The organism is Streptomyces sp. NPDC127197, from assembly GCF_042672405.1.
GTDB lineage: Bacteria > Actinomycetota > Actinomycetes > Streptomycetales > Streptomycetaceae > Streptomyces > Streptomyces flavusporus.
Window position 1 is genome coordinate 209,462 of record NZ_JBHXVG010000005.1, and the last position, 21,768, is coordinate 231,229.

Sequence of the window (21,768 nt, forward strand, 5' to 3'; positions counted from 1 at the left end):
GTGAAACGCCTGCGATGGCCGCGTTGGCTGCCGATCGACCCGTACATCCTGCTGCTGCTCGGGACGGTGGGCCTCGCGGCGCTCCTCCCGGCGCGCGGTACGGGTGCCGACGTGGCCTCCGGCGCCTCCACCGCCGCGATCGCTCTTCTCTTCTTCCTCTACGGCGCCCGGCTGTCCACCCGCGAGGCGCTGGACGGGCTCAGGCACTGGCGGCTGCACGTCACCGTCCTCGCCTGCACCTTCGTCGTGTTTCCCCTGCTCGGCCTCGCCGCCCGCGGACTGGTGCCGGTGTTTCTCACCCACTCGCTGTGGACGGGCCTGCTCTTCCTCACCCTCGTCCCGTCGACCATCCAGTCGTCGATCGCCTTCACCTCGATCGCCCGCGGCAACGTGCCCGCCGCGATCTGCGCCGGCTCCTTCTCCTCCCTGGCGGGCATCGTCATCACCCCGCTCCTGGCGGCCTCGCTGCTCGGCGGCAGCGCCGGCGGGTTCGACGCGGACTCGATCGTGAAGATCGTGCTGCAACTCCTTGTGCCGTTCCTGACCGGGCAGCTGCTGCGCCGCTGGATCGGAGGGTTCGTCACACGCCACCGGAAGGGCCTCGGCCTCGTCGACCGCGGGTCGATCCTCCTGGTCGTCTACACCGCGTTCAGCGAGGGCATGGTCCAGGGCGTCTGGCACCAGGTCAGCCCCGCCCGGCTGGGCGGACTGCTCGGCGTCGAGGCGGTGCTGCTCGCCGTGATGCTCGCCCTGACCTGGTACGGCGCCAAGGCGCTGGGCTTCAACCGGGGGGACCGCATCGCCATCCAGTTCGCGGGCTCGAAGAAGTCGCTGGCCTCCGGACTGCCCATGGCGAGCGTGCTGTTCGGGGCCGAGGCGTCGCTGGCCGTGCTGCCGCTGATGCTCTTCCACCAGATGCAGCTGATGGTGTGCGCGGTGATCGCCAAGCGCCGCTCCCACGACCCCGTCGAGCCGCTCACTACGCGGGCGTCAGCCGCAGCGTCACGAACCGCGGTCGGTACAGGCTCACGTTCCCGTTGATCTGCGCGGACGCGCCCGTGGTCGCCAGCCAGTTGACGTCGTAGCTCAGGACGAGGCGATCCCCGCCGCCGACGCCGGGATGCGCCTGCGGGTTGTACGCGGCGACCCCGCCGGCGGGCAGCGGTGGGCTGAAGCTGCGGGTCGGCCCGTGCCACGGCCCGGTGGGCGAGCAGGCCCAGTACGACGTCACCGTGGTCAGCCCCTGTGCTCCGGCGGCCATGGTGAACAGCACGTACGTGTCCTCGTCCCGGACCACCGAGAACGCGCTGCCCACACCGGTGCGCCGCTGGTCCCCGAGCACCGGAGCCGGACGCGACCCGGTGACCCATGCGGAGCCGTCCCAGTACTCCCAGGCGGCGGGGTCGGCGAGCCCGCCCGCCGGCACCCGCGCCACATACGCGGAGGAGGTCGGGCGGGACGCGGCCTGCCCGTCGTTGCCGCCGAAGACGTAGGTCCAGCCGCCGTCCGTCAGCAGCGTCGTCCCGTACAGCACGCGCCGGGACGGGTCCGGCACCCGCTGCTGGTCGGACACCCTGGCGATGCCCTCGACGCGCAGGTCCGGCAGGGACAGCGTGGCGACTTCGGTGGCGAGGGGCACGCCGTAGATCCACGGCGCCTGGCCCGCCGCTCGCGTCCACAGCAGCACCCGTACGACCTGCTCCGACGAGCCGGGGGAGCGCGGCTCGACCCGGGCGGCGACCGGCCAGCGCCACTGGTTCGGGGCCGGGTCGGGGAAGAGGGGCGCGGGCAGTGTCGTACTCAGGCGGCCGTCGGACATCACCACCGCCGAGTTGCGCACCAGCGGCGCCGTCGTGTCGCGCCAGGCGTACGACTCGCCGGACGGGTTGGGCGGGGCGTGCACGGGGCCGAGGTAGGTGTCGGAGAACAGCCACAGCACCCGGCCGTCCGGCAGCCGCAGCGAGTGGGTGCCGTCGCCGCCGGTCCAGTCGTCGGTGCGGGTCGCGTCGTCGCCGTAGCGGGCGAACTCGGCGGTGAGCGCGTCGTGCGGCGACCAGGACGCGATCGTACGGGCCTCGCACGCGGCGCCGCCCTCCCGGTCGTCGTCCGGGAGGGCGGTGAGCAGCACGGCCGCGAGAACCAGGGTCAGCAGCAGGCCGACCCCGGCTCCCGTCCGCTGTCGTGCACGTATGTCGTCGGGCACGTTCCGGGACGTTAGCGGCCGGCGGCCACCTGGTCCATGGGGAGCCACAGCACGTTGTCGAAGTCTGGGCCGGTGTGCGTCTCGTGTACGTCGGCGATCTCGCTGTCGCTGAGCGCCCGGTCCCAGACGCGCACCTCGTCGATGGCCCCGGTGAAGAAGGCCCGGCTGTCCATGCTCTGGCCGATGTGCACGCCGAACGGCGAGTTGCGGCTGACGGAGCCGGGCACGTCGGCCGTGCTGCTGGGGCTGCCGTCGACGAACAGGGTCAGCCGTCCGTCGCCGCGGCGCAGTGCGACGTGGTGCCACCGGCCGTCGTTGTGGGCGCCGGTGGTGCTCACGGATGCCGACCGTACGGTCGTCGCGTCCTCCCGGGTGGCGATCAGGCCGCGCACCCGGTCGGCGGCGGGCTCACCGCGCAGCCACACCTGGGGCTGGCTGTTGCCCACGCCGCCCATCCACAGCAGCGGCTGATCTCCGCTCCCGGCGGTGTAGCGGAACCACAGTGAGGCGGTGAAGTCCTTGGTGTCGAGCGGAAGTTGGGGGCGGTACGGAAGGCGTACGGCGTCGTCGGTGCCGTCGAAGGTCAGCGCGCCGCCCGACACGCCGGTCGTGCGCTCGGCGCCGCCGAGCACGGCCGCCGGCTGGCCGAGCACGGCATGGTCGGGCGTGGTCGGGTCGGCGCCGCGGCGCGGCTTCAGCCACTCCTCGTTGAAGCGGGCGAAGCGGATCTCGTCGCGGGCGTCGACCGTGCCGCCTTCGTACAGCAGGCCTACGGTGCTGTCGTCGATCGGCGCCAGGTCGGAGTAGCCGGACCAGTCCCTGGTGACGACGGTGCCGCGGTCCACGCTCTCCCAGGTGCGGCCGCCGTCGTAGGAGGAGCGGATCATCATCGTCCGGCGGCGGTCGGGGTCACCGGGGCAGGACAGCAGCATCCGGTCGCCGAGGCGCAGCGTGGCGCCCTGGACCTGGGGCGCGTAGAGGTCCGGGACGGACCGGAAGGGGGTGGCGAAGCTGTCGCCGCCGTCGCGGCTGACGGTCTGGGTGCGGTGACCGAGGTCGGTGCCGTCCTGTTCGCGGCCGCTGACCAGGAGCGAGCCGTCGGTGTGCTCGGTCAGGGTGACTTCCGAGGGCTTCTGCCGGAAGGTGCCGTCGAACGCGATCGGCCAGGAGTCGTTGGCGCCGACCCGCCAGGTGTCGCCGCCGTCGTCGCTCACGATGAGGGCGGCGTGGTTTCCGGTGACCCTGGTGCCGTCCCAGGTCTCGGTGTTGACGCCGAAGACCAGTCGGCCGGCGCGGCTTCCCTGAGTGAGCTGGATGCCGTGCACGGGACCGGTGGCGTACCAGGAGTTCCAGTGCGCGGGCATGGTCTGCGAGCTGAGGTCGCGCGGATCGGACCAGGTGTGGCCGTCGTCGTCGCTGTACTGCAGATGGGGCCGGCGGTCGCACGGGACCTCACAGTTGCCGCTGTCCGTACGGCCCGTGTTGTAGGTCTGGGCCAGCAGGATCCGGCCGGTCTCGCGGTCGACGATCGGGGCCGGGTTGCCGTGGGTGTCGCCGGCGCCGTCGTTGACGACCTGGAGCGGGCCCCAGGTGCGGCCGCCGTCGGTGGAGCGCTTCATCACGATGTCGATGTCGGTCGCGTCTCCGCAGTTGAGGACGCGGCCCTCGGCGAACGCGAGCAGCGTGCCCTCGGTGGTCTGCACGATGGCCGGGATCCGGAAGCAGGCGTAGCCGGGATCCTGCGACGTCCTGAAGAGCACCTGCTGCTCGAACTGCGGGGCAGCCGTGGTGGGTTGGGCTTGCACCGGGTCGGGCAGGACGGCTGTCGCCGTCATGACGACGCCCGCGGTGAGGGTGGCTCTCAGACGTGCGCGAAGTCTCGACGGCATGCAGTGACCCGCCCTTCATTTGTCAGAACATCGGGACATCCCACGTCGAACCTACGCGTCACAGAGGGTAGTTGGTGGCAGCGACACACCACAAGAAACGTGCTCGGGGCAACTCGACTGGGGGAGTGGTCGTCTGAGCTCACGTCAACTGAAACCTCGTCACGAAATTGGACGCGTTCATGACAAAGTGTGAGGCGGGACCCCTGCGGCGCAGGGGGCGCTCCCCGCCGGTCGGGGTCCCGCCGCCGTGCCGCGGGGAACCGTCAGCCCTGGGCGGCCGCGGTCCGCAGGGCGATGCGGTCCTCGCCCGCGTACACGTTCATGGAGCTGCCCCGCAGGAAGCCCACCAGGGTCAGCCCGCTCTCCACGGCCAGGTCCACGGCCAGCGACGAGGGCGCCGAGACCGCGGCCAGTACCGGGATGCCCGCCATCACGGCCTTCTGCGCCAGCTCGAAGGAGGCGCGGCCGGACACCAGCAGGATCGTGCGGGACAGGGGCAGACCGCCGCTCTGCAGGGCGCGGCCGACCAGCTTGTCGACCGCGTTGTGCCGGCCCACGTCCTCCCGTATGTCGAGCAGCTCCCCCTCCTCGGCGAACAGGGCCGCCGCGTGCAGCCCCCCGGTCCGGTCGAAGACCCGCTGGGCCGCGCGCAGCCGGTCGGGGAGGCTTGCGAGCAGCTCGGGCTCCACCCGGACCGGGGGAGTGTCGGCGATGGGCCAGCGGGCCGTCGTACGGACCGCGTCCAGGCTCGCCTTGCCGCACAGCCCGCAGGAGGAGGTGGTGTAGACGTTCCGCTCCAGCGTGATGTCGGGAATCGCGACGCCCGGCGCGGTCTTCACGTCCACCACGTTGTACGTGTTCGAGCCGTCCTGTGTCGCGCCGGCGCAGTAGACGATGTTCTGCAGGTCCGTCCGCTCGGCCAGTACACCCTCGCTCACCAGGAACCCCGCGGCGAGCGCGAAGTCGTCGCCCGGGGTGCGCATGGTGATCGCGAGCGGCTTGCCGTTCAGCCGGATCTCCAGGGGTTCCTCGGCGACGAGCGTGTCCGGACGGGCGGAGACCGCCCCGTCCCGGATGCGGATCACCTTGCGTCGTTCCGTGACTCGTCCCATGTCCCCATCAGTCCCGGTTCTGTACGTGCTGGTAGCCGAAGCGGCCCTTGATGCACAGGTTGCCGTGGGTCACCGGGTTGTCGTGCGGCGAGGTGACCTTCACGATCTCATTGTCCTGCACGTGCAGCGTGAGGTTGCAGCCCACTCCGCAGTACGCGCAGACGGTGGTCGTCTCGGTCTGCTGCGACTCGTCCCAGGTGCCCGCCGCCCGCATGTCGAACTCCGACTTGAAGGACAGCGCTCCCGTCGGGCACACCTCGATGCAGTTCCCGCAGTACACGCACGCGGAGTCGGTGAGCGGGGCGTCGTGCTCGACCGCGATCCGGGCGTCGAAGCCCCGGCCCGCGACGGAGATCGCGAAGGTGTTCTGCCACTGCTCGCCGCAGGCGTCGACGCACTTGTAGCAGAGGATGCACTTGTCGTAGTCGCGCACGTACAGATCGTTGTCGACCTTCGGCTCCTCGTTGAGTCGGGCCGCGTCCGGGCCGAAGCGGTCCGGCTTCGCCTCGTACTCCTTGAGCCACTCGGCGACCTGGGGAGTGGTCGACAAGTCGACTGAGGACGCGAGGAGTTCGAGGACCAGCTTGCGGCTGTGACGGGCGCGCTCGGTGTCGGTGTGCACCGCCATGCCGGGCTCCGCCCTGCGGGAACAGGCCGGGACCAGGGTGCGGGAGCCCTCGACCTCGACCATGCAGACCCGGCAGGCATTCTTGGGCGTCAGAGTGTCGCCCTGGCAGAGGGTCGGGATGTCCTTCCCGGCGGCCCGGCAGGCGTCGAGGACGGTCGAGCCCTCCGGGACGCGGGCCTCCTCCCCGTCGATGGTGAACTCGACCAGCCGGCGCGGCACTCCCAACGGTATCGCGGTCATTCGTACGCCCCCAGACGGTCGATGGCGGATTCCACGGCGTTCCACGCGGTCTGCCCCAGACCGCAGATCGAGGCGTCCCGCATCGCGCGGCCGACCTCCCTCAGCAGTGCGATGTCGTCGGCGGCAGCGGCGCCCGTGCGCTCCACGATCCGGTGCAGCGCCTCCTCCTGCCGCACCGTCCCGACCCGGCACGGCACGCACTGCCCGCACGACTCGTCGCGGAAGAACTCGGCGATGCGCAGCAGCAGCCGGGGCAGCGGGACGGTGTCGTCGAAGGCCATGACGACCCCCGAACCGAGCGTCGTGCCGGCCTCGCGGGTCCCTTCGAAGGTGAGCGGGATGCCGAGCTCGTCGGCGCGTACGAAGCCGCCCGCGGCGCCGCCCAGGAGCACGGCCCGCAGACCCTGGCGCACCCCTGCCAGCTCCAGCAGCTCGCCCAGGGTGGCACCGAAGGGGAGTTCGTAGATCCCGGGCCGCTCCACACTCCCCGACACGCAGAACAGCTTCGGTCCGGTGGACTTCTCCGTGCCGATCGCCGCGTACGCCGGTGCTCCCATCGTCAGGATCGGCAGCACGTTGACCAGCGTCTCGACGTTGTTCTCCACCGTCGGTTTGCCGAACAGGCCCTTCTCCACGGGGAACGGCGGTTTCGAGCGCGGCTCGCCCCGGTAGCCCTCGATGGAGTTGAACAGTGCCGTCTCCTCGCCGCAGATGTACGCGCCCGCGCCCCGACGGATCTCGATGTCGAAGGCGTACCCTTGGCCGAGGACGTCGTCGCCGAGCAGGCCACGCGCGCGTGCCTGGGCGATGGCGTGCTCCAGGCGGTGCAGGGCGCGCGGGTACTCGCCGCGCAGATAGAGATAGCCCTTGTGCGCGCCGGTCGCATACGCCGCGACGGTCATCGCCTCGACCAGCGCGTACGGGTCGCCCTCCATGATCACGCGGTCCTTGAAGGTGCCGGGCTCGGACTCGTCGGCGTTGCAGACGAGGTAGTGCGGGTGGTCCGGCTGCGCTGCCGTGGCCTGCCATTTGCGGCCGGTCGGGAAGGCGGCGCCGCCGCGTCCGACCAGGCCGGAGTCGGTGACCTCGCGGATGACTCCGGCCGGGCCGAGCTCGAAGGCGCGGCGCAGGGCGGTGTAGCCGCCGTGGGCGCGGTAGTCGTCGAGCGAGGACGGGTCCACCACGCCGACGCGGCGCAGGAGCGTCAGCCCAGGGGAGCCCGCCTGCGGCACCGCCATCGCGGCCGGCGGCTCCTCAGGCGCCGAGTCGGGCGAGGTGGCAGCGAGGACGGCCTCGTGCACGGTCGTCGGCGCCGAGACCGCCGTACGGACCGGATCCCCCGCCCTGATCGCGAGCGCGGCCGGGGCACGTTCGCACAGGCCCAGGCAGGGGCTGCGTTCCACGAAGACCCCGGGCCCCAGCCGGGCCTCGACCCCGGCGCACAGCTCCGCCGCCCCGGCGGCCTGGCACGCCAGGTCCGTGCACACATGGAGCACGGTTGCCGGCCGGGGTCGGACGGAGAACATGGCGTAGAAGGTGGCCACCCCGTACGCCTCCGCCGGCGGCACGGTCAGCCGGCGGCACAGGTAGTCCAGGGCGCCCTCGCTGATCCAGCCGACCCGGTCGTTGATCGCGTGCAGCCCCGGCAACAGCAGGTCGCGACGGTCCCGGGCCTCGCGGCCGCCGCGCGCCCACCTCAGGTCGGCATCGGAGCGGTCGGCGCCCTCCCAGGAGGACTCCGGAGGCCCGAGCAGGGCGTCGACGGCCGCCCGTTCGTCGTCCGTCGGTTTGCTGTCGCCGAAGTGCAGGTCCACTTGCGTCACCTCACGATGGTCGCGACGGGGAGCTTCTCGATCCGGATCGCCGACGCCTTGAACTCCGCCGTCCCCGCGATCGGGCAGTTGGCCTCGATCGTGAGCTGGTTGGTGTCCACCTCGTCGGGAAAGTGCATGGTCATGAAGGCGAGCCCGGGCCGCAGCGCCGGGTCGACCCACACCGGCGCCACGACCGAGCCGCGCCGTGAGGTCACCCGCACCTCCTCGCCGACCACGACCCCGTACCGCTCGGCGTCCTCCGGGCACAGCTCGACGTACTCGCCGCGCCGGAGCGGGGAGGCGAAACCGCCGCTCTGCACACCGGTGTTGTAGGAGTCGAGCCGCCGCCCGGTGGTGAGCCGGATCGGGTACTCCTCGTCGGTGAGGTCGACGGGCGGATCGTGCTGCACCAGCCCGAAGGGCGCGAGCCTGCCCCGTTTCGCCGGGTCGGACTCCCACAACCGGCCGTGCAGATAGGTCGGTTCGAGCCGCTCGGTGCTGGGGCAGGGCCACTGGATGCCCTGGTGGTCCTCCAGGCGCTCGTAGGTCATCCCGTAGTGGTCCGGGGACACCGACCTGAGCTCGTTCCAGACCGCCTCGGCGTCGGCGTACTTCCATTCGTGGCCGAGCCGGGCCGCCAGGTCGCAGATGATGTCGATGTCCTCGCGGGCCTCGCCGGGCGGGGTCACGGCCCGGCGTACGCGCTGGACCCGGCGCTCGCTGTTGGTGGTCGTGCCCTCGGTCTCCGCCCAACCGGCGGTGGCGGGCAGGACGACGTCAGCCAGTTCGGCGGTCTTCGTCAGGAAGATGTCCTGGACGACCAGGAAGTCCAGGGCCTGCAGCCGCCGTACCGCCTGCCCGCTGTCCGCCTCCGACTGCGCCGGGTTCTCGCCGATGCAGTAGACGGCCCTGAGCGTGCCCTCCTCCATCGCCTCGAACATCTCGGTCAGGTTCAGCCCGTAGTGCGGCTGGATGACGGTGTCCCAGGCCGACTCGAACTTGAGCCGGGTGTCCGCATCGAGGATGTCCTGGAAGCCGGGCAGGCGGTTGGGGATGGCCCCCATGTCGCCGCCGCCCTGGACGTTGTTCTGGCCGCGCAGGGGCTGGAGCCCGGCGCCGTAGCGGCCGACGTGGCCGGTCAGCAGGGACAGGTTGATCAGGGCGCGGACGTTGTCGGTGCCGTTGTGGTGCTCGGTGATGCCGAGGGTCCAGCACAGCTGGGCGCGCTCGGCTCGGGCGTAGGCGTGCGCCAACTCCCGGACGGCGGCGGCGGGTACGCCGGTCACCTTCTCGGCGAGGGACAGCGTCCACGGCTCGACGAGCGCCCGGTACTCCTCGAAGCCGCTGGTCGCCCGCTCGATGAACGCCTCGTTGGCCAGGCCGGCGTGGATGATCTCGCGGCCGATCGCGTGCGCCATCGGGATGTCCGTGCCGACGTTCAGGCCGAGCCAGCTCTCCGCCCACTCGGCGGTGCTCGTCCGCCGCGGGTCGACCGCGTACATCCGGGCGCCGTTCCTGATCCCCTTCAGTACGTGCTGGAAGAAGATCGGGTGCGCGAAACGGGCGTTGGAACCCCACATCACGATGACGTCGGTGTGCTCGATCTCCTCGTACGAGGAGGTCCCGCCGCCCGAGCCGAAGGCGGCGGACAGGCCCGCGACGCTCGGCGCGTGGCAGGTGCGGTTGCAGGAGTCGACGTTGTTGGTGCCCATGACCACGCGGGCGAACTTCTGCGCCACGTAGTTCATCTCGTTGGTGGCGCGGGCGCAGGAGAACATGCCGAATGCGCCGCGGGCGGCCGCCAGGCCCCGGGCGGTCCGGTCGAGCGCCTCGTCCCAGGTGGCCCGGCGCAGCGGCTCATCGCGGGAGTCGCGGACCAGGGGGTGGGTGAGCCGGGTGTACGTCTTCGTGGACTGGCGTTTCCTCATGCGGCGCTCCTCAGCGCGAGCAGGTCGGAGATGGCGTGCACGGTGCGCAGGGTGGGCACGTCCACGCCGGTGATGTCCGCCAACTCGACGACGGCGGCCAGGAGTACGTCGAGTTCCAGCGGCTTGCCGCGCTCCAGGTCCTGGAGCGTGGAGGTGCGGTGGTCGCCGACCTTCTCGGCGCCCGCGAGGCGGCGTTCGATGGAGACGCCCACCTTGCAGCCGAGGGCTTCGGCGACGGAGAGGGTCTCGGCCATCATGATCTCGATGACTCTGCGGGTGCCGCCGTGCAGGCACATCTGCCGCATGGTCGCGCGGGCCAGCGCGCTGATCGGGTTGAAGGAGATGTTGCCGAGCAGCTTCAGCCAGATGTCGTTGCGCAGGTCCGGCTCGACCGGGCACTTCAGCCCGCCGGTCTGCATGGCCTCGCTGAGGGCGAGACACCGCCGGGACACGCTGCGGTCGGGCTCGCCGATGGAGAACCGGGTGCCTTCCAAGTGCCGTACGACACCCGGCCCTTCGAGCTCGGTGGCCGCGTAGACGACACAGCCGACGGCCCGTTCGGGCGCGAGCACCGCACTGACCGCGCCGTCCGGGTCCACGCTCTCGACGCGGTGGCCGTCGTGGGGGCCGCCGTGCCGGTGGAAGTACCACCAGGGGATGCCGTTCTGGGCGGCCACGACCGCCGTGGTGTCGTGCAGCAGCGGCTCGATCAGCGGCCCGCACGCCGCGTACGAGTTGGCCTTCAGGCCCAGGAAGACATAGTCGACCGGGCCGACCTCGGCCGGGTCGTCGGTGGCGTGGGGGTGCGCGGTGAAGTCACCGCGCGGGCTGAGCACCTGCACTCCGTGCTGCCTCATGGCCGCCAGATGCGGTCCACGGGCGATGAGATGCACATCGGCACCCGCGCGGTGGAGCGCGGCGCCGACGTAGGCGCCGATCGCACCGGCGCCGAGGACTGCGACTTTCACGGGACACTCCGTTCGGTTTGAGGGATACCGCGGAGGTGGTCGGGGTGGGTCCGGGGTGGTCGACGGCGGTTTCATGTCTTGTCGACGAAATATTGTCTACAGTATGGAAGTTGGGTCGGCAAGAGTCCGAGCGCTGACCGTTCGTCGCGCCCGGGATACCGTTCACCGCATACGGTCGACGCGTCGACTTCTCAACTCCCTTCTTCCTTCCTACCGTTCGGGATCATGAGTCCCCCCGTCGCACCCCCGGGATGGAGCCGGTGGCTGGTGCCGCCCGCCGCGCTCTCCGTCCACCTGTCCATCGGCCAGGCCTACGCCTGGAGCGTGTTCAAGCCGCCGCTCGAATCCGCGCTCGGTCTCAGCGGCACGCAGAGTGCGCTGCCCTTCCAGCTCGGCATCGTCATGCTCGGTCTGTCGGCCGCGTTCGGCGGCACGCTCGTGGAGCGCAACGGGCCGCGCTGGGCGATGACGGTGGCACTGGTGTGCTTCTCGTCGGGCTTTCTGCTCTCCGCGCTCGGTGCGGCGACGGAGCAGTACTGGCTGATCGTCCTCGGCTACGGCTTCGTCGGCGGGATCGGCCTGGGCATCGGCTACATCTCGCCCGTCTCCACACTGATCAAGTGGTTCCCGGACCGGCCCGGCATGGCCACCGGCATCGCCATCATGGGCTTCGGCGGCGGCGCGCTCATCGCCTCGCCCTGGTCGGCGCAGATGCTGGAGTCGTTCGGCTCGGACAGCTCCGGGATCGCGCTCGCCTTCCTTGTGCACGGGCTGACGTACGCCGTGTTCATGCTGCTCGGCGTGCTGCTGGTGCGGGTGCCGCGGACCGAGAAGCCGGTGGCCGACGGGCCGAGCGTGGTCGAGGGCGTGCAGGTGTCGGCGCGAAACGCCGTGCGCACCCCGCAGTTCTGGTGTCTGTGGGTCGTGCTCTGCATGAACGTGTCCGCCGGCATCGGCATCCTGGAGAAGGCCGCACCGATGATCACGGACTTCTTCGCCGACACCTCCACGCCGGTCTCGGTGACGGCGGCCGCCGGATTCGTCGCCCTGCTCTCGGCGGCCAACATGGCGGGCCGCATCGGCTGGTCGTCGACGTCCGACCTGATCGGGCGCAAGAACATCTACCGCGTCTACCTCGGCGCGGGCGCGCTGATGTACCTGCTCATCGCGCTGTTCGGCGACTCCTCCAAGCCGCTGTTCATCCTGTGCGCGCTGGTGATCCTGTCCTTCTACGGCGGCGGGTTCGCCACCATCCCCGCCTACCTGAAGGACCTCTTCGGCACCTACCAGGTCGGCGCCATCCACGGACGGCTGCTCACCGCCTGGTCCACGGCCGGTGTGCTCGGTCCGCTGATCGTCAACTGGATCGCCGACCGGCAGGAGGAGGCCGGCAAGCACGGCGCGTCCCTGTACGGGTTGTCGTTCGTCATCATGATCGGGCTGCTCGTCGTCGGATTCGTCGCCAACGAGCTGGTCCGCCCCGTCCATCCCCGCCACCACGTGTCCACTCCGAGGGAGGCCGCCGATGTCCGACGACAGCAGCCAGAGTCCGCCTGACCGGCGGCCGCTGATCGCCTTCGCCTGGCTGTGGGTGGGGGCGCCACTCGCCTACGGCCTGTACGAACTCGTACGGAAGGCCACCCAGCTGTTCACCGGGTGACCGCTCCGGGACTTTGCTGGACGTCCGGGAATCTGAGGGAAGCCGACAAGCCGGGCGGCCGATTCCTGTGGCTTCACCTGCCGTCGTACCCGCGAGTCACTGATCAGACTGGTGAACCCCGCTAACCGCAACAAGGAGGGGGACACCATGAACGGCTCGCGGATCGCCGCCGTCGGCCACTACCAGCCCGCCAGAGTGCTCACGAACGAGGACCTGGCGGGCATGGTCGACACGAGCGACGAGTGGATCACGTCCCGGGTCGGCATCCGGACCCGTCACATCGCCGGCCCCGACGAGCCGGTCGACGAGCTGGCCGCACACGCCGCGGCCAAGGCGCTCGCGTCGGCCGGACGGGCCCCCGGCGACATCGATCTGGTTCTCGTCGCCACCTCGACGGCCGTCGACCGCTCCCCGAACATGGCCGCCCGCGTCGCCGCCCGGCTCGGCATCCCCCGGCCCGCCGCGATGGACATCAACGTGGTGTGCGCCGGTTTCACCCACGCCCTCGCCACCGCCGACCACACCGTGCGCGCGGGTGCGGCGACCCGGGCGCTGGTCATCGGCGCCGACAAGATGTCCGACGTCACCGACTGGACGGACCGGACGACATGTGTGCTCGTCGGCGACGGAGCGGGGGCCGCCGTCGTGGAGGCCGCCGACGAGCCGGGTGTCGGTCCGGTGCTGTGGGGATCCGTGCCCGAGATGGGGCACGCCGTGCGCATCGAGGGCGAGCCCGCGCGGTTCGCGCAGGAGGGCCAGAGCGTCTACCGCTGGGCGACCACCCAACTGCCGCCCCTCGCCCGCCAGGCCTGCGAGCGTGCCGGGTTCGCCCCCGAGGACCTCGCCGCCGTCGTGCTGCACCAGGCCAACCTGCGCATCATCGAGCCGCTCGCCGAGAAGCTCGGCGCGGTGAACGCGGTCGTCGCGCGCGACGTCTCCGAGTCCGGCAACACATCGGCCGCCAGCATCCCGCTGGCGTTCTCCAAACTGGTGGAGCAGGGCGCGATCTCGAGCGGGGATCCGGTGCTGCTGTTCGGCTTCGGCGGGAACCTGTCGTACGCCGGGCAGGTCGTCCGGTGCCCCTGACCTGCGCGGACCACGGGGTGTGACGCGGTCGACTCCCCCGGGGCCTGGCACTTGTGCGCCGTAGACTGTAGACGAAAGACAATTGATACTGTCTTTCCATTGGCTTTACGGCTGCTGTGCACGGCCTGCCGAGGAGGGGGACCGATGTTGTCGACAGGACTGCCGCAGGGGGCGGTGCCCAAGCTCGAACGGCCCGGCCCGTTGCGCGATCGCGTCTACGAGGCGCTGCTCGAACTCATCACCACCCGCGCCCTCCAGCCCGGCCAGCACCTGGTCGAGAGCGAACTGGCCGGGCATCTCGGCGTCTCCCGGCAGCCGGTGCGCGAGGCGTTGCAGCGGCTGAACACCGAGGGATGGGTCGATCTGCGGCCCGCCCAGGGCGCGTTCGTGCACGAGCCCACCGAGGAGGAGGCCGACCAGCTCCTGACGGTCCGTACGCTCCTGGAGGCCGAGGCGGCCCGGCTCGCCGCCGCCAACGCCGGCAGCGCCGGTGTCGCCGCCCTGGAGGAGCTGTGCGCCGAGGGCGAGGGCGCGGTCGCCGCCGACGACGTGGACGGGGCGGTGGCGCTCAACGCCCGTTTCCACGCGAAGATCATGGAACTGGCGGGGAACGCGGTCCTCGCCGAACTCGCCGCCCAGGTGGACCGCCGGGTGCGCTGGTACTACACGCCGGTCGCCCGGCAGCGCGGCAAGCAGTCCTGGATCGAGCACCGCGCCCTGATCGCCGCGATCACCGAACGGGACGAGCAGCGGGCCACGCAGCTGATGCGGGAGCACACGGAGCACACACGGCGGTCGTACCACGCGCGGGCGACGTCCTGAGCCTGCCTCACCGGCCCTAGGTGCCGGGTCTTTGTCCTGTCAGTGGAAAAAGTCTGCGCGAATTCCTGCGCGACTTCTTCCCCCCTCCGGCAGCCGCTGCTACGTTCCCCTCGAAAGCCGGACAGCGATGGCCGATCCGAGGCGGGGAGGGGCTTGTGAGACGCATGACGGCACGACCCGCGAACGCCCACCAGGCCAGGCTGCTGAAGCTGTTGCGCGACGGCGGGCCCAACTCCCGGGCCCAGCTGGGTGATCAGGTCGACCTGTCGCGGTCCAAGCTGGCCGTGGAGGTGGACCGGCTCCTGGAGACGGGCCTGGTCGTCGCCGACGGACTCGCCGCCTCGCGCGGCGGACGCCGCTCGCACAACATCCGGCTGGCGCCGAACCTGCGCTTCCTCGGCGTCGACATCGGCGCGACCTCCATCGACGTCGCGGTCACCAACGCCGAGTTGGAGATCCTGGGGCACATCACCCAGCCGATGGAGGTGCGCGAGGGTCCGGTCGCGGTCTTCGAGCAGGTCCTGGCCATGGCCGCCAAGCTGAAGGCGTCGGGGCTCGCCGAGGGCTTCGACGGCGCCGGCATCGGCGTCCCCGGTCCGGTCCGGTTCCCCGAGGGCGTCCCCGTGGCGCCGCCGATCATGCCGGGCTGGGACGGCTTCCCGGTGCGGGAGGCGCTCAGCCAGGAACTCGGCTGTCCGGTCATGGTCGACAACGACGTGAACCTGATGGCGATGGGGGAGATGCACGCGGGCGTCGCCCGTTCCGTGGGCGACTTCCTCTGCGTCAAGATCGGCACCGGCATCGGCTGCGGCATCGTCGTCGGCGGTGCGGTCCACCGCGGCACGACCGGTTCCGCGGGCGACATCGGGCACATCCAGGCCGTGCCCGACGGACGTCCGTGCGTCTGTGGCAACCGGGGCTGCCTGGAGGCCCACTTCAGCGGCGCGGCACTCGCCCGCGACGCGCTGGAGGCGGCTCAACACGGGCTCTCCGCCGAGCTCGCGACCAGGCTGGAGGCGAACGGCAGCCTCACCGCGATCGACGTCGCCGCCGCGGCCGCCGCCGGCGACGCCACCGCCCTCGAGCTGATCCGCGAGGGCGGCAACCGCACCGGCCAGGTCATCGCCGGCCTGGTCAGCTTCTTCAACCCCGGCCTGGTGGTGATCGGTGGCGGGGTGACCGGCCTCGGCCACACCCTGCTCGCCGCGATCCGCACCCAGGTCTACCGCCAGTCGCTGCCACTGGCGACCGGCAACCTGCCCATCGTTCTGGGGGAGTTGGGCCCCACCGCCGGAGTCATCGGCGCGGCCCGACTGATCAGCGACCACCTGTTCTCACCGGCGTAACGAGACCTCGCACCACAGTTCGTCCAGCACCGCACCCTGCTCTGCTTTGCCCTGCCCTGAACCGGTCCGCACGCCCGCCAAGGGGAACCCACATGGCACCAGAACCACCGCTGCTCAGCATGTCCGGCATCACCAAGTCGTTCCCCGGCGTCCGCGCCCTGGACGGTGTCGACCTCGACGTCCAGGCCGGTGAAGTGCACTGTCTGCTCGGCCAGAACGGCGCCGGGAAATCCACGCTCATCAAGGTCCTGGCGGGCGCCCACCAGCCCGACGACGGCACGATCCGCTGGCGCGGCGAACCGGTCACCCTCCGCTCACCCATCGCCGCCATGCGCCTCGGCATCGCCACCATCTACCAGGAACTCGACCTGGTGGAGCATCTGTCGGTGGCCGAAAACGTGCACCTGGGCCATGAACCCACGGCCGCCGGTTTCGTCGTACGACGCAGGACGGCGAAAGCCTCGACGGCGCAGCTGCTGAAACGGCTCGGCCACCCGGAGATCGACCCCGCACGTCTGGTCGGCGAGCTGTCCGCGGCCCAGCAGCAGATCGTCTCCATGGCACGCGCGCTCTCCCACGACGTACGGCTGATCGTGATGGACGAGCCGTCCGCCGCCCTCGACCCCGACGAGGTCGACAACCTCTTCCGGATCGTCGGCGACCTCACCGCCGACGGTGTCGCCGTCGTCTACATCTCGCACCGCCTGGAGGAGATCCGCCGCATCGGCGACCGGGTCACCGTGCTGAAGGACGGGCGGGCGGTGGCGGGCGGGCTGCCCGCGAAGTCGACGCCGACGCGTGAGGTGGTGGCGTTGATGACCGGACGCAACGTCGAGTACGTCTTCCCCGACCGGCCGGCCGCACCGGCGCAGGGCGAGCCGCTGCTCGAGGTCCGGGGACTGGCCCGGGACGGTGAGTTCGAGGCGTTCGACCTGAGCGTGCGGCCCGGCGAGATCGTCGGTCTGGCGGGGCTCGTCGGCTCCGGGCGGTCCGAGATCCTGGAGACCATCTACGGTGCCCGCAAGCCGAGTTCCGGCCAGGTGCTGGTCGATGGACGGCCGTTGAAGTCCGGCAGCGTGCGCGCCGCCGTCCGCGCCGGACTCGGACTCGCGCCCGAGGAACGCAAGGCGCAGGCCCTGCTGATGCTGGAGTCGGTCACCCGTAACGTCTCGGTCTCCTCCATGTCCCGCTTCTCACGCGGCGGTTGGATCGACCGCGGAGCAGAACTGGGCGCCGCACGGGCGGCGACCCGCGAACTGTCGCTGCGGCCCGACAACCCGAACGTGCCGGTGCGCACCCTCTCCGGCGGCAACCAGCAGAAGGCCGTCCTGGCCCGCTGGCTGCTGCGTGGCTGCCGCGTCCTGCTGCTCGACGAACCCACCCGCGGAGTCGACGTGGGCGCCCGCGCCGAGCTCTACGCGGTGGTCCGCAGGCTCGCCGACGAGGGGCTCGCCGTCCTGCTGGTCTCCAGTGAAGTACCCGAGGTGCTGGGCCTCGCCGACCGCGTCCTGGTGCTCCGTGAGGGCCGCGTCGTACACACCGCCCCCGCCCGTGAACTCGACGAACACCGCGTACTCGACCTCGTGATGGAAGGAAGCCCGGCGTCATGACGCAGCCCGTGTCCCCGCCGCGGGGCAGCACCGACAAGGTGCCGCCGGTCGGTCAACTCCCCGCCTGGCGCGGCCTCCTGGCCCGCGCCGATGTCCGCACCCTGTCCCTTCTCGGCGTGCTCGCCGCGCTGGTCGTCATCGGCGGCATCACCAAGCCGGACGAGTTCCTCGACACCCGCAACCTCCAACTCGTCCTCACCCAGGCCTCGGTGATCGGCGTCGTCACCGTCGGCATGACCTTCGTCATCACCTCCGGCGGCATCGACCTCTCCGTGGGTGCGATCGTCGCCCTCGCCTCCGTGTGGGCGACCACCGTCGCCACACAGGAGTACGGCTTCGGCGGCATCCTCTTCACCTCGGTGCTCGTCGGCCTCGGCTGCGGTCTGGTCAACGGACTGCTCATCGCGTACGGCGGGATGGTCCCGTTCATCGCCACCCTCGCCATGCTGGCCTCGGCACGCGGACTGGCGCTGCAGATCACCGACGGCAAGACGCAGATCGTCACCGTCGACGGCATCCTCGACCTCGGCGAACGCGACGCGTACGTGCTCGGCATCCCGCCGCTCGTCCTGGTCTTCGCCGTGGTCACGATCATCGGCTGGCTGATCCTGAACCGCACCACCTTCGGCCGCCGCACGGTCGCCGTCGGCGGCAACGCGGAGGCGGCCCGGCTGGCCGGTATCGACGTCCGCCGCCAGCGGCTCTACCTCTACCTGCTGTCCGGACTGTGCTGCGGTATCGCCGCCTTCCTGCTGATCATCCTGTCCGGCTCCGGTCAGAACACCAACGGCAACCTCTACGAACTCGACGCCATCGCCGCCGCGATCATCGGCGGCACGCTGCTCAGCGGCGGCCGCGGCACCATCGTCGGCTCCGTGCTCGGCGTCCTGATCTTCACCACGATCACCAACATCTTCGCCCTGAACAACCTGCAGAGCGACGTTCAGCAGATCGCCAAGGGCGCGATCATCGTCGCCGCCGTGCTGGTCCAGCGCCGTACCGCGAGCACGACCTGAGGAAAGGGTTCACCGCCATGTCACAGCTCCCCACACGCAGAGGACTGCTCTTCGGGACCGCCGCCGTCTCGGCCGGTGCCCTCCTCGCAGGTTGCACGAGTAACGAGCCCAAGGAGCAGGGCGAGGCCGCCGACAGCAACCAGCCGGCCGCCGACGACCAGCCGGGCAAGCAGGTCACCATCGGATTCGCCGGCCCGCAGGCCGACCACGGCTGGCTCAACGCCATCAACGACAACGCCAAGAGCCGCGCCGAGAAGTACGAGGACGTGACCCTGGAGATCACCGAGGGCTCCAACGACACGGCCCAGCAGATCGGCCAGATCGAGACCCTGATCAACAAGAAGGTCGACGTCCTGGTCGTGCTGCCCGCCGACGGCAAGGCGCTCACCCAGGTCGGGCTCAAGGCGATGCGGGCCGGGATCCCGGTGGTCAACCTGGACCGGATCTTCAACACCCCGCAGGCGTACCGCTGCTGGATAGGCGGCGACAACTACGGCATGGGCCTCAACGCCGGCCACTACATCGGCGAGAAGCTCAAGGACAAGCCCAATGCCCGGGTCATCGAACTGGCGGGGCTGGACAACCTGGAACTGACCCAGCAGCGCACCAAGGGCTTCGACGACGCGCTGAAGAACTACCCCAACATCCGGAAGGTGGCCCGCCAGGCCGCCGAGTTCACCGTGGAGTCCGGGCAGGCCAAGATGGCCCAGCTGCTCCAGGCGCAGTCGAAGTTCGACGCCCTGTGGAACCACGACGACGACCAGGGCGTGGGCGCGCTGCGTGCCATCGAGCAGGCCGGCCGTGACGACTTCCTGATGGTGGGCGGCGCGGGCGCGCTCTCCGCCTTCCAGGCCATCGAGCAGGACAACGGCGTCCTGAAGGCGACCGTCCTCTACCCGCCCACCATGGCGGCCTCCGCGATCGACCTGGCCCGCGCCCTCGGGCAGGGCAAGGGCGTCGGCGGCCTCGCCGAGTACGAGATCCCGGCGTCGATCACGCTCTACTCGGCCGTGGTCGACAAGACCAACGTCGACCAGTACATGTCCACCGGCTTCCAGTGAGGCGCCCTGTACGACGGCCCGACCGCACGTCTCGGTCGGGCCCCACCCCCCACCGCGCCACGACGACGAGGAGGACATCCGTATGGCACAGCCGCAAACGTCCGAAGGGGCCGAGTCCGAGAAGCCTCCGCTGCGCATCGGCATGGTCGGCTACGCCTTCATGGGCGCCGCCCACTCCCAGGGCTGGCGCACCGTGGGCCGCGTCTTCGACCTGCCCCGGCGCCCGGTACTGGCCGCGATCTGCGGGCGGGACGCGACCGCCGTGCGGGCGGCGGCCGACCGGCACGGCTGGGCGGCGGCCGAGACCGAGTGGCGTGCCCTGATCGCCCGCGACGACGTCGACCTGGTCGACATCTGCACCCCCGGCGACAGCCACGCCGAGATCGCCCTGGCCGCGCTTGCCGCCGGCAAGCACGTTCTGTGCGAGAAGCCCCTCGCGAACACCGTCGAGGAGGCCGAGACGATGACGGCCGCCGCCGAAGCCGCGTACGAGCGCGGCCAGTTGGCGATGGTCGGCTTCAACTACCGCCGCCTGCCCGCCACCGCGCTGGCCCGCCGGATGGTCGCCGAGGGCCGGATCGGCACCCTGCGGCACGTCCGTGTGACGTACCTCCAGGACTGGCTGGTCGACCCGCAGGCCCCGCTGACCTGGCGGCTGCGCAAGGAACTGGCCGGCTCCGGCTCGCTCGGCGACCTCGGGGCGCACATCGTCGACCTGGCGCAGTACCTGGCCGGCGAGCAGCTGGCCGGGGTCTCCGCGCTCACCGAGACGTTCGTACGGGAGCGCCCGCTGCCCGGCGGCTCCGCGCGAGGCCTGTCCGCGGTCACGGCCGCCGGTACCGGGCAGGTGACCGTCGACGACGCCGCCGTGTTCACCGCCCGCTTCACCTCCGGCGCGCTCGCCTCCTTCGAGGCCACCCGGTACGCCACCGGCCGCAAGAACGCCCTGCGCATCGAACTCAACGGCGAACGCGGCTCGTTGGCCTTCGACCTGGAGCGGCTCAACGAGCTCTGGTACCACGACGGCACCGAACCCGACGCGCACGCCGGCTTCCGCCGCATCCTCGTCACCGAGCCCGACCACCCTTACCTGGAGGCCTGGTGGCCGCCGGGCCACGGCCTCGGCTACGAGCACAGCTTCGTCCACCAGGCCCGCGACCTGGTCCACGCCGTCGCCGAGGGCCGCCGGCCCGAACCCTCCTTCGCCGACGGGCTCCAGGTACAGCGCGTCCTCGCGGCGGTGGAGGAGAGCGCCCAGAAGAACTCCGTCTACACACCGATAGCGGTCTGATACCGAGGAGCCCCTGACATGCCCCGCACCTTCACGCTCTTCACCGGCCAGTGGGCCGACCTGCCGCTCGAGGAGGTCTGCCGCCTCGCCCGTGACTTCGGCTACGACGGGCTGGAACTCGCCTGCTGGGGCGACCACTTCGAGGTCGACAAGGCGCTGACCGATCCCGCGTACCTCCAATCCCGGCATGCGCTGCTGGACAAGTACGGCCTGAAATGCTGGGCCATCTCCAACCACCTGGTCGGCCAGGCCGTCTGCGACGCCATCATCGACGAACGCCACCAGGCCATCCTGCCCGCCCGCATCTGGGGCGACGGCGACGCCGAGGGCGTACGGCAGCGGGCCGCCGCCGAGATCGCCGACACCGCGCGCGCCGCGGCCGCGTTCGGCGTCGACACCGTCATCGGCTTCACCGGCTCCGCCATCTGGCACCTGGTCGCGATGTTCCCGCCCGCCTCCGAGTCGATGATCGAACGCGGCTACGAGGACTTCGCCGAGCGCTGGAACCCGATCCTGGACGTCTTCGACGCCGAGGGCGTGCGGTTCGCCCACGAGGTCCACCCCAGCGAGATCGCGTACGACTACTGGACGACGCAGCGGGCGCTGGAGGCGGTCGACCGCCGTCCCGCCTTCGGGCTGAACTTCGACCCCTCGCACTTCGTCTGGCAGGACCTCGACCCGGTCGGCTTCCTGTGGGACTTCCGTGACCGGATCTACCACGTCGACTGCAAGGAGGCCCGCAAGCGCCTCGACGGGCGCAACGGCCGGCTCGGCTCCCACCTGCCGTGGGGCGACCCGCGCCGCGGCTGGGACTTCGTCTCCGCCGGACACGGGGACGTCCCCTGGGAGGACGTCTTCCGGATGCTGCGCTCCATCGACTACCAGGGCCCCATCTCGGTCGAGTGGGAGGACGCCGGCATGGACCGGCTCCAGGGCGCCCCCGAGGCGCTGGCCCGCCTGAAGGCCTTCGACTTCGAGCCGCCCAGCGCGTCCTTCGACGCCGCGTTCAACCACTGAACCACGCACCCGGCGGCAGGTCGGGACGGGGGCCGGAACAACCGCCGGTCCCCCCTCCGACCTGCGCGGATCCTGCT

General features: G+C 71.0%; 18 protein-coding genes. 11 read left to right on the forward strand and 7 right to left on the reverse strand.

The window, feature by feature from the left end; translation table 11 throughout:
- On the forward strand, positions 1–1,041 hold the full coding sequence (locus ACFVJQ_RS10465; protein ID WP_385782541.1) for a bile acid:sodium symporter family protein: 1,041 nt from the start codon (positions 1–3) through the stop codon (positions 1,039–1,041).
- Here ACFVJQ_RS10465 and ACFVJQ_RS10470 read toward each other — a convergent pair.
- The 7 genes from ACFVJQ_RS10470 to ACFVJQ_RS10500 form a co-directional block, all read right to left on the reverse strand.
- Positions 980–2,203: a DUF4185 domain-containing protein gene (locus tag ACFVJQ_RS10470; RefSeq protein WP_385509869.1), complete on the reverse strand. Its 1,224-nt coding sequence runs from the start codon at positions 2,201–2,203 to the stop codon at positions 980–982. The two genes, ACFVJQ_RS10465 and ACFVJQ_RS10470, sit on opposite strands and share 62 nt — an antisense overlap.
- 11 nt (positions 2,204–2,214) lie before the next feature.
- A complete protein-coding gene (locus tag ACFVJQ_RS10475) occupies positions 2,215–4,092 on the reverse strand; it encodes an exo-alpha-sialidase (protein WP_385509870.1) in 1,878 nt (625 codons plus the stop codon).
- A 263-nt stretch (positions 4,093–4,355) separates the two neighbouring features.
- The gene (fdhD, locus tag ACFVJQ_RS10480; protein ID WP_385782545.1) at positions 4,356–5,204 is read right to left on the reverse strand and encodes a formate dehydrogenase accessory sulfurtransferase FdhD; all 849 of its coding nucleotides are present in this window, start codon (positions 5,202–5,204) and stop codon (positions 4,356–4,358) included.
- Between the two features lie 7 nt (positions 5,205–5,211).
- Positions 5,212–6,072: a 2Fe-2S iron-sulfur cluster-binding protein gene (locus tag ACFVJQ_RS10485; protein ID WP_385509874.1), complete on the reverse strand. Its 861-nt coding sequence runs from the start codon at positions 6,070–6,072 to the stop codon at positions 5,212–5,214.
- Complete coding sequence (locus tag ACFVJQ_RS10490) at positions 6,069–7,886, reverse strand: NADH-ubiquinone oxidoreductase-F iron-sulfur binding region domain-containing protein (protein WP_385782829.1); 1,818 nt, start codon at positions 7,884–7,886, stop codon at positions 6,069–6,071. Before ACFVJQ_RS10490 ends, ACFVJQ_RS10485 begins: the two co-directional genes overlap by 4 nt.
- Positions 7,887–7,891: 5 nt before the next feature.
- Positions 7,892–9,814, reverse strand: coding sequence for a molybdopterin oxidoreductase family protein (locus ACFVJQ_RS10495; protein WP_385509875.1), 1,923 nt, complete (start codon positions 9,812–9,814; stop codon positions 7,892–7,894).
- Positions 9,811–10,782 carry a 2-dehydropantoate 2-reductase gene (locus ACFVJQ_RS10500; protein WP_385782549.1) on the reverse strand — a complete coding sequence of 324 codons (972 nt, stop codon included), beginning with the start codon at positions 10,780–10,782 and terminating at the stop codon, positions 9,811–9,813. Before ACFVJQ_RS10500 ends, ACFVJQ_RS10495 begins: the two co-directional genes overlap by 4 nt.
- A 225-nt stretch (positions 10,783–11,007) precedes the next feature.
- Between ACFVJQ_RS10500 and ACFVJQ_RS10505 the strand changes: the two genes are divergently transcribed.
- From ACFVJQ_RS10505 to ACFVJQ_RS10550, 10 genes are all read left to right on the forward strand, one after another.
- Positions 11,008–12,339, forward strand: a complete 1,332-nt coding sequence (locus ACFVJQ_RS10505) for an OFA family MFS transporter (protein WP_385782552.1) — start codon at positions 11,008–11,010, stop codon at positions 12,337–12,339.
- Positions 12,308–12,442: a hypothetical protein gene (locus ACFVJQ_RS10510; protein ID WP_263579290.1), complete on the forward strand. Its 135-nt coding sequence runs from the start codon at positions 12,308–12,310 to the stop codon at positions 12,440–12,442. Before ACFVJQ_RS10505 ends, ACFVJQ_RS10510 begins: the two co-directional genes overlap by 32 nt.
- Positions 12,443–12,589: 147 nt before the next feature.
- Positions 12,590–13,528 carry a beta-ketoacyl-ACP synthase III gene (locus ACFVJQ_RS10515; RefSeq protein ID WP_385509878.1) on the forward strand — a complete coding sequence of 313 codons (939 nt, stop codon included), beginning with the start codon at positions 12,590–12,592 and terminating at the stop codon, positions 13,526–13,528.
- A gap of 144 nt (positions 13,529–13,672) precedes the next feature.
- Positions 13,673–14,350, forward strand: coding sequence for a GntR family transcriptional regulator (locus tag ACFVJQ_RS10520; protein WP_129800230.1), 678 nt, complete (start codon positions 13,673–13,675; stop codon positions 14,348–14,350).
- A gap of 164 nt (positions 14,351–14,514) precedes the next feature.
- Positions 14,515–15,696: an ROK family protein gene (locus ACFVJQ_RS10525; protein ID WP_385509879.1), complete on the forward strand. Its 1,182-nt coding sequence runs from the start codon at positions 14,515–14,517 to the stop codon at positions 15,694–15,696.
- 92 nt (positions 15,697–15,788) lie between these two features.
- Positions 15,789–17,306 carry a sugar ABC transporter ATP-binding protein gene (locus tag ACFVJQ_RS10530; RefSeq protein WP_385509880.1) on the forward strand — a complete coding sequence of 506 codons (1,518 nt, stop codon included), beginning with the start codon at positions 15,789–15,791 and terminating at the stop codon, positions 17,304–17,306.
- Positions 17,303–18,322, forward strand: a complete 1,020-nt coding sequence (locus ACFVJQ_RS10535) for an ABC transporter permease (protein ID WP_385509881.1) — start codon at positions 17,303–17,305, stop codon at positions 18,320–18,322. The genes ACFVJQ_RS10530 and ACFVJQ_RS10535 overlap by 4 nt, the downstream gene beginning before the upstream one ends.
- Before the next feature lie 17 nt (positions 18,323–18,339).
- Positions 18,340–19,383, forward strand: coding sequence for a substrate-binding domain-containing protein (locus tag ACFVJQ_RS10540; RefSeq protein ID WP_224739155.1), 1,044 nt, complete (start codon positions 18,340–18,342; stop codon positions 19,381–19,383).
- Between the two features lie 82 nt (positions 19,384–19,465).
- On the forward strand, positions 19,466–20,674 hold the full coding sequence (locus ACFVJQ_RS10545) for a Gfo/Idh/MocA family protein (protein WP_385782559.1): 1,209 nt from the start codon (positions 19,466–19,468) through the stop codon (positions 20,672–20,674).
- A gap of 18 nt (positions 20,675–20,692) precedes the next feature.
- Positions 20,693–21,691: a sugar phosphate isomerase/epimerase family protein gene (locus ACFVJQ_RS10550; protein WP_385509883.1), complete on the forward strand. Its 999-nt coding sequence runs from the start codon at positions 20,693–20,695 to the stop codon at positions 21,689–21,691.
- The last annotated feature ends 77 nt before the right edge of the window (positions 21,692–21,768 follow it).

Bases quoted from the DNA above. Each gene is read 5' to 3' on its own strand.
- ACFVJQ_RS10475 (WP_385509870.1), bottom strand. From the start codon at position 4,092: ATGCCGTCGAGACTTCGCGCACGTCTGAGAGCCACCCTCACCGCGGGC.
- fdhD (WP_385782545.1), bottom strand. From the start codon at position 5,204: ATGGGACGAGTCACGGAACGACGCAAGGTGATCCGCATCCGGGACGGG.
- ACFVJQ_RS10485 (WP_385509874.1), bottom strand. From the start codon at position 6,072: ATGACCGCGATACCGTTGGGAGTGCCGCGCCGGCTGGTCGAGTTCACC.
- ACFVJQ_RS10495 (WP_385509875.1), bottom strand. From the start codon at position 9,814: ATGAGGAAACGCCAGTCCACGAAGACGTACACCCGGCTCACCCACCCC.
- ACFVJQ_RS10505 (WP_385782552.1), top strand. From the start codon at position 11,008: ATGAGTCCCCCCGTCGCACCCCCGGGATGGAGCCGGTGGCTGGTGCCG.
- ACFVJQ_RS10510 (WP_263579290.1), top strand. From the start codon at position 12,308: ATGTCCGACGACAGCAGCCAGAGTCCGCCTGACCGGCGGCCGCTGATC.
- ACFVJQ_RS10515 (WP_385509878.1), top strand. From the start codon at position 12,590: ATGAACGGCTCGCGGATCGCCGCCGTCGGCCACTACCAGCCCGCCAGA.
- ACFVJQ_RS10520 (WP_129800230.1), top strand. From the start codon at position 13,673: ATGTTGTCGACAGGACTGCCGCAGGGGGCGGTGCCCAAGCTCGAACGG.
- ACFVJQ_RS10525 (WP_385509879.1), top strand. From the start codon at position 14,515: ATGACGGCACGACCCGCGAACGCCCACCAGGCCAGGCTGCTGAAGCTG.
- ACFVJQ_RS10530 (WP_385509880.1), top strand. From the start codon at position 15,789: ATGGCACCAGAACCACCGCTGCTCAGCATGTCCGGCATCACCAAGTCG.
- ACFVJQ_RS10535 (WP_385509881.1), top strand. From the start codon at position 17,303: ATGACGCAGCCCGTGTCCCCGCCGCGGGGCAGCACCGACAAGGTGCCG.
- ACFVJQ_RS10540 (WP_224739155.1), top strand. From the start codon at position 18,340: ATGTCACAGCTCCCCACACGCAGAGGACTGCTCTTCGGGACCGCCGCC.
- ACFVJQ_RS10545 (WP_385782559.1), top strand. From the start codon at position 19,466: ATGGCACAGCCGCAAACGTCCGAAGGGGCCGAGTCCGAGAAGCCTCCG.
- ACFVJQ_RS10550 (WP_385509883.1), top strand. From the start codon at position 20,693: ATGCCCCGCACCTTCACGCTCTTCACCGGCCAGTGGGCCGACCTGCCG.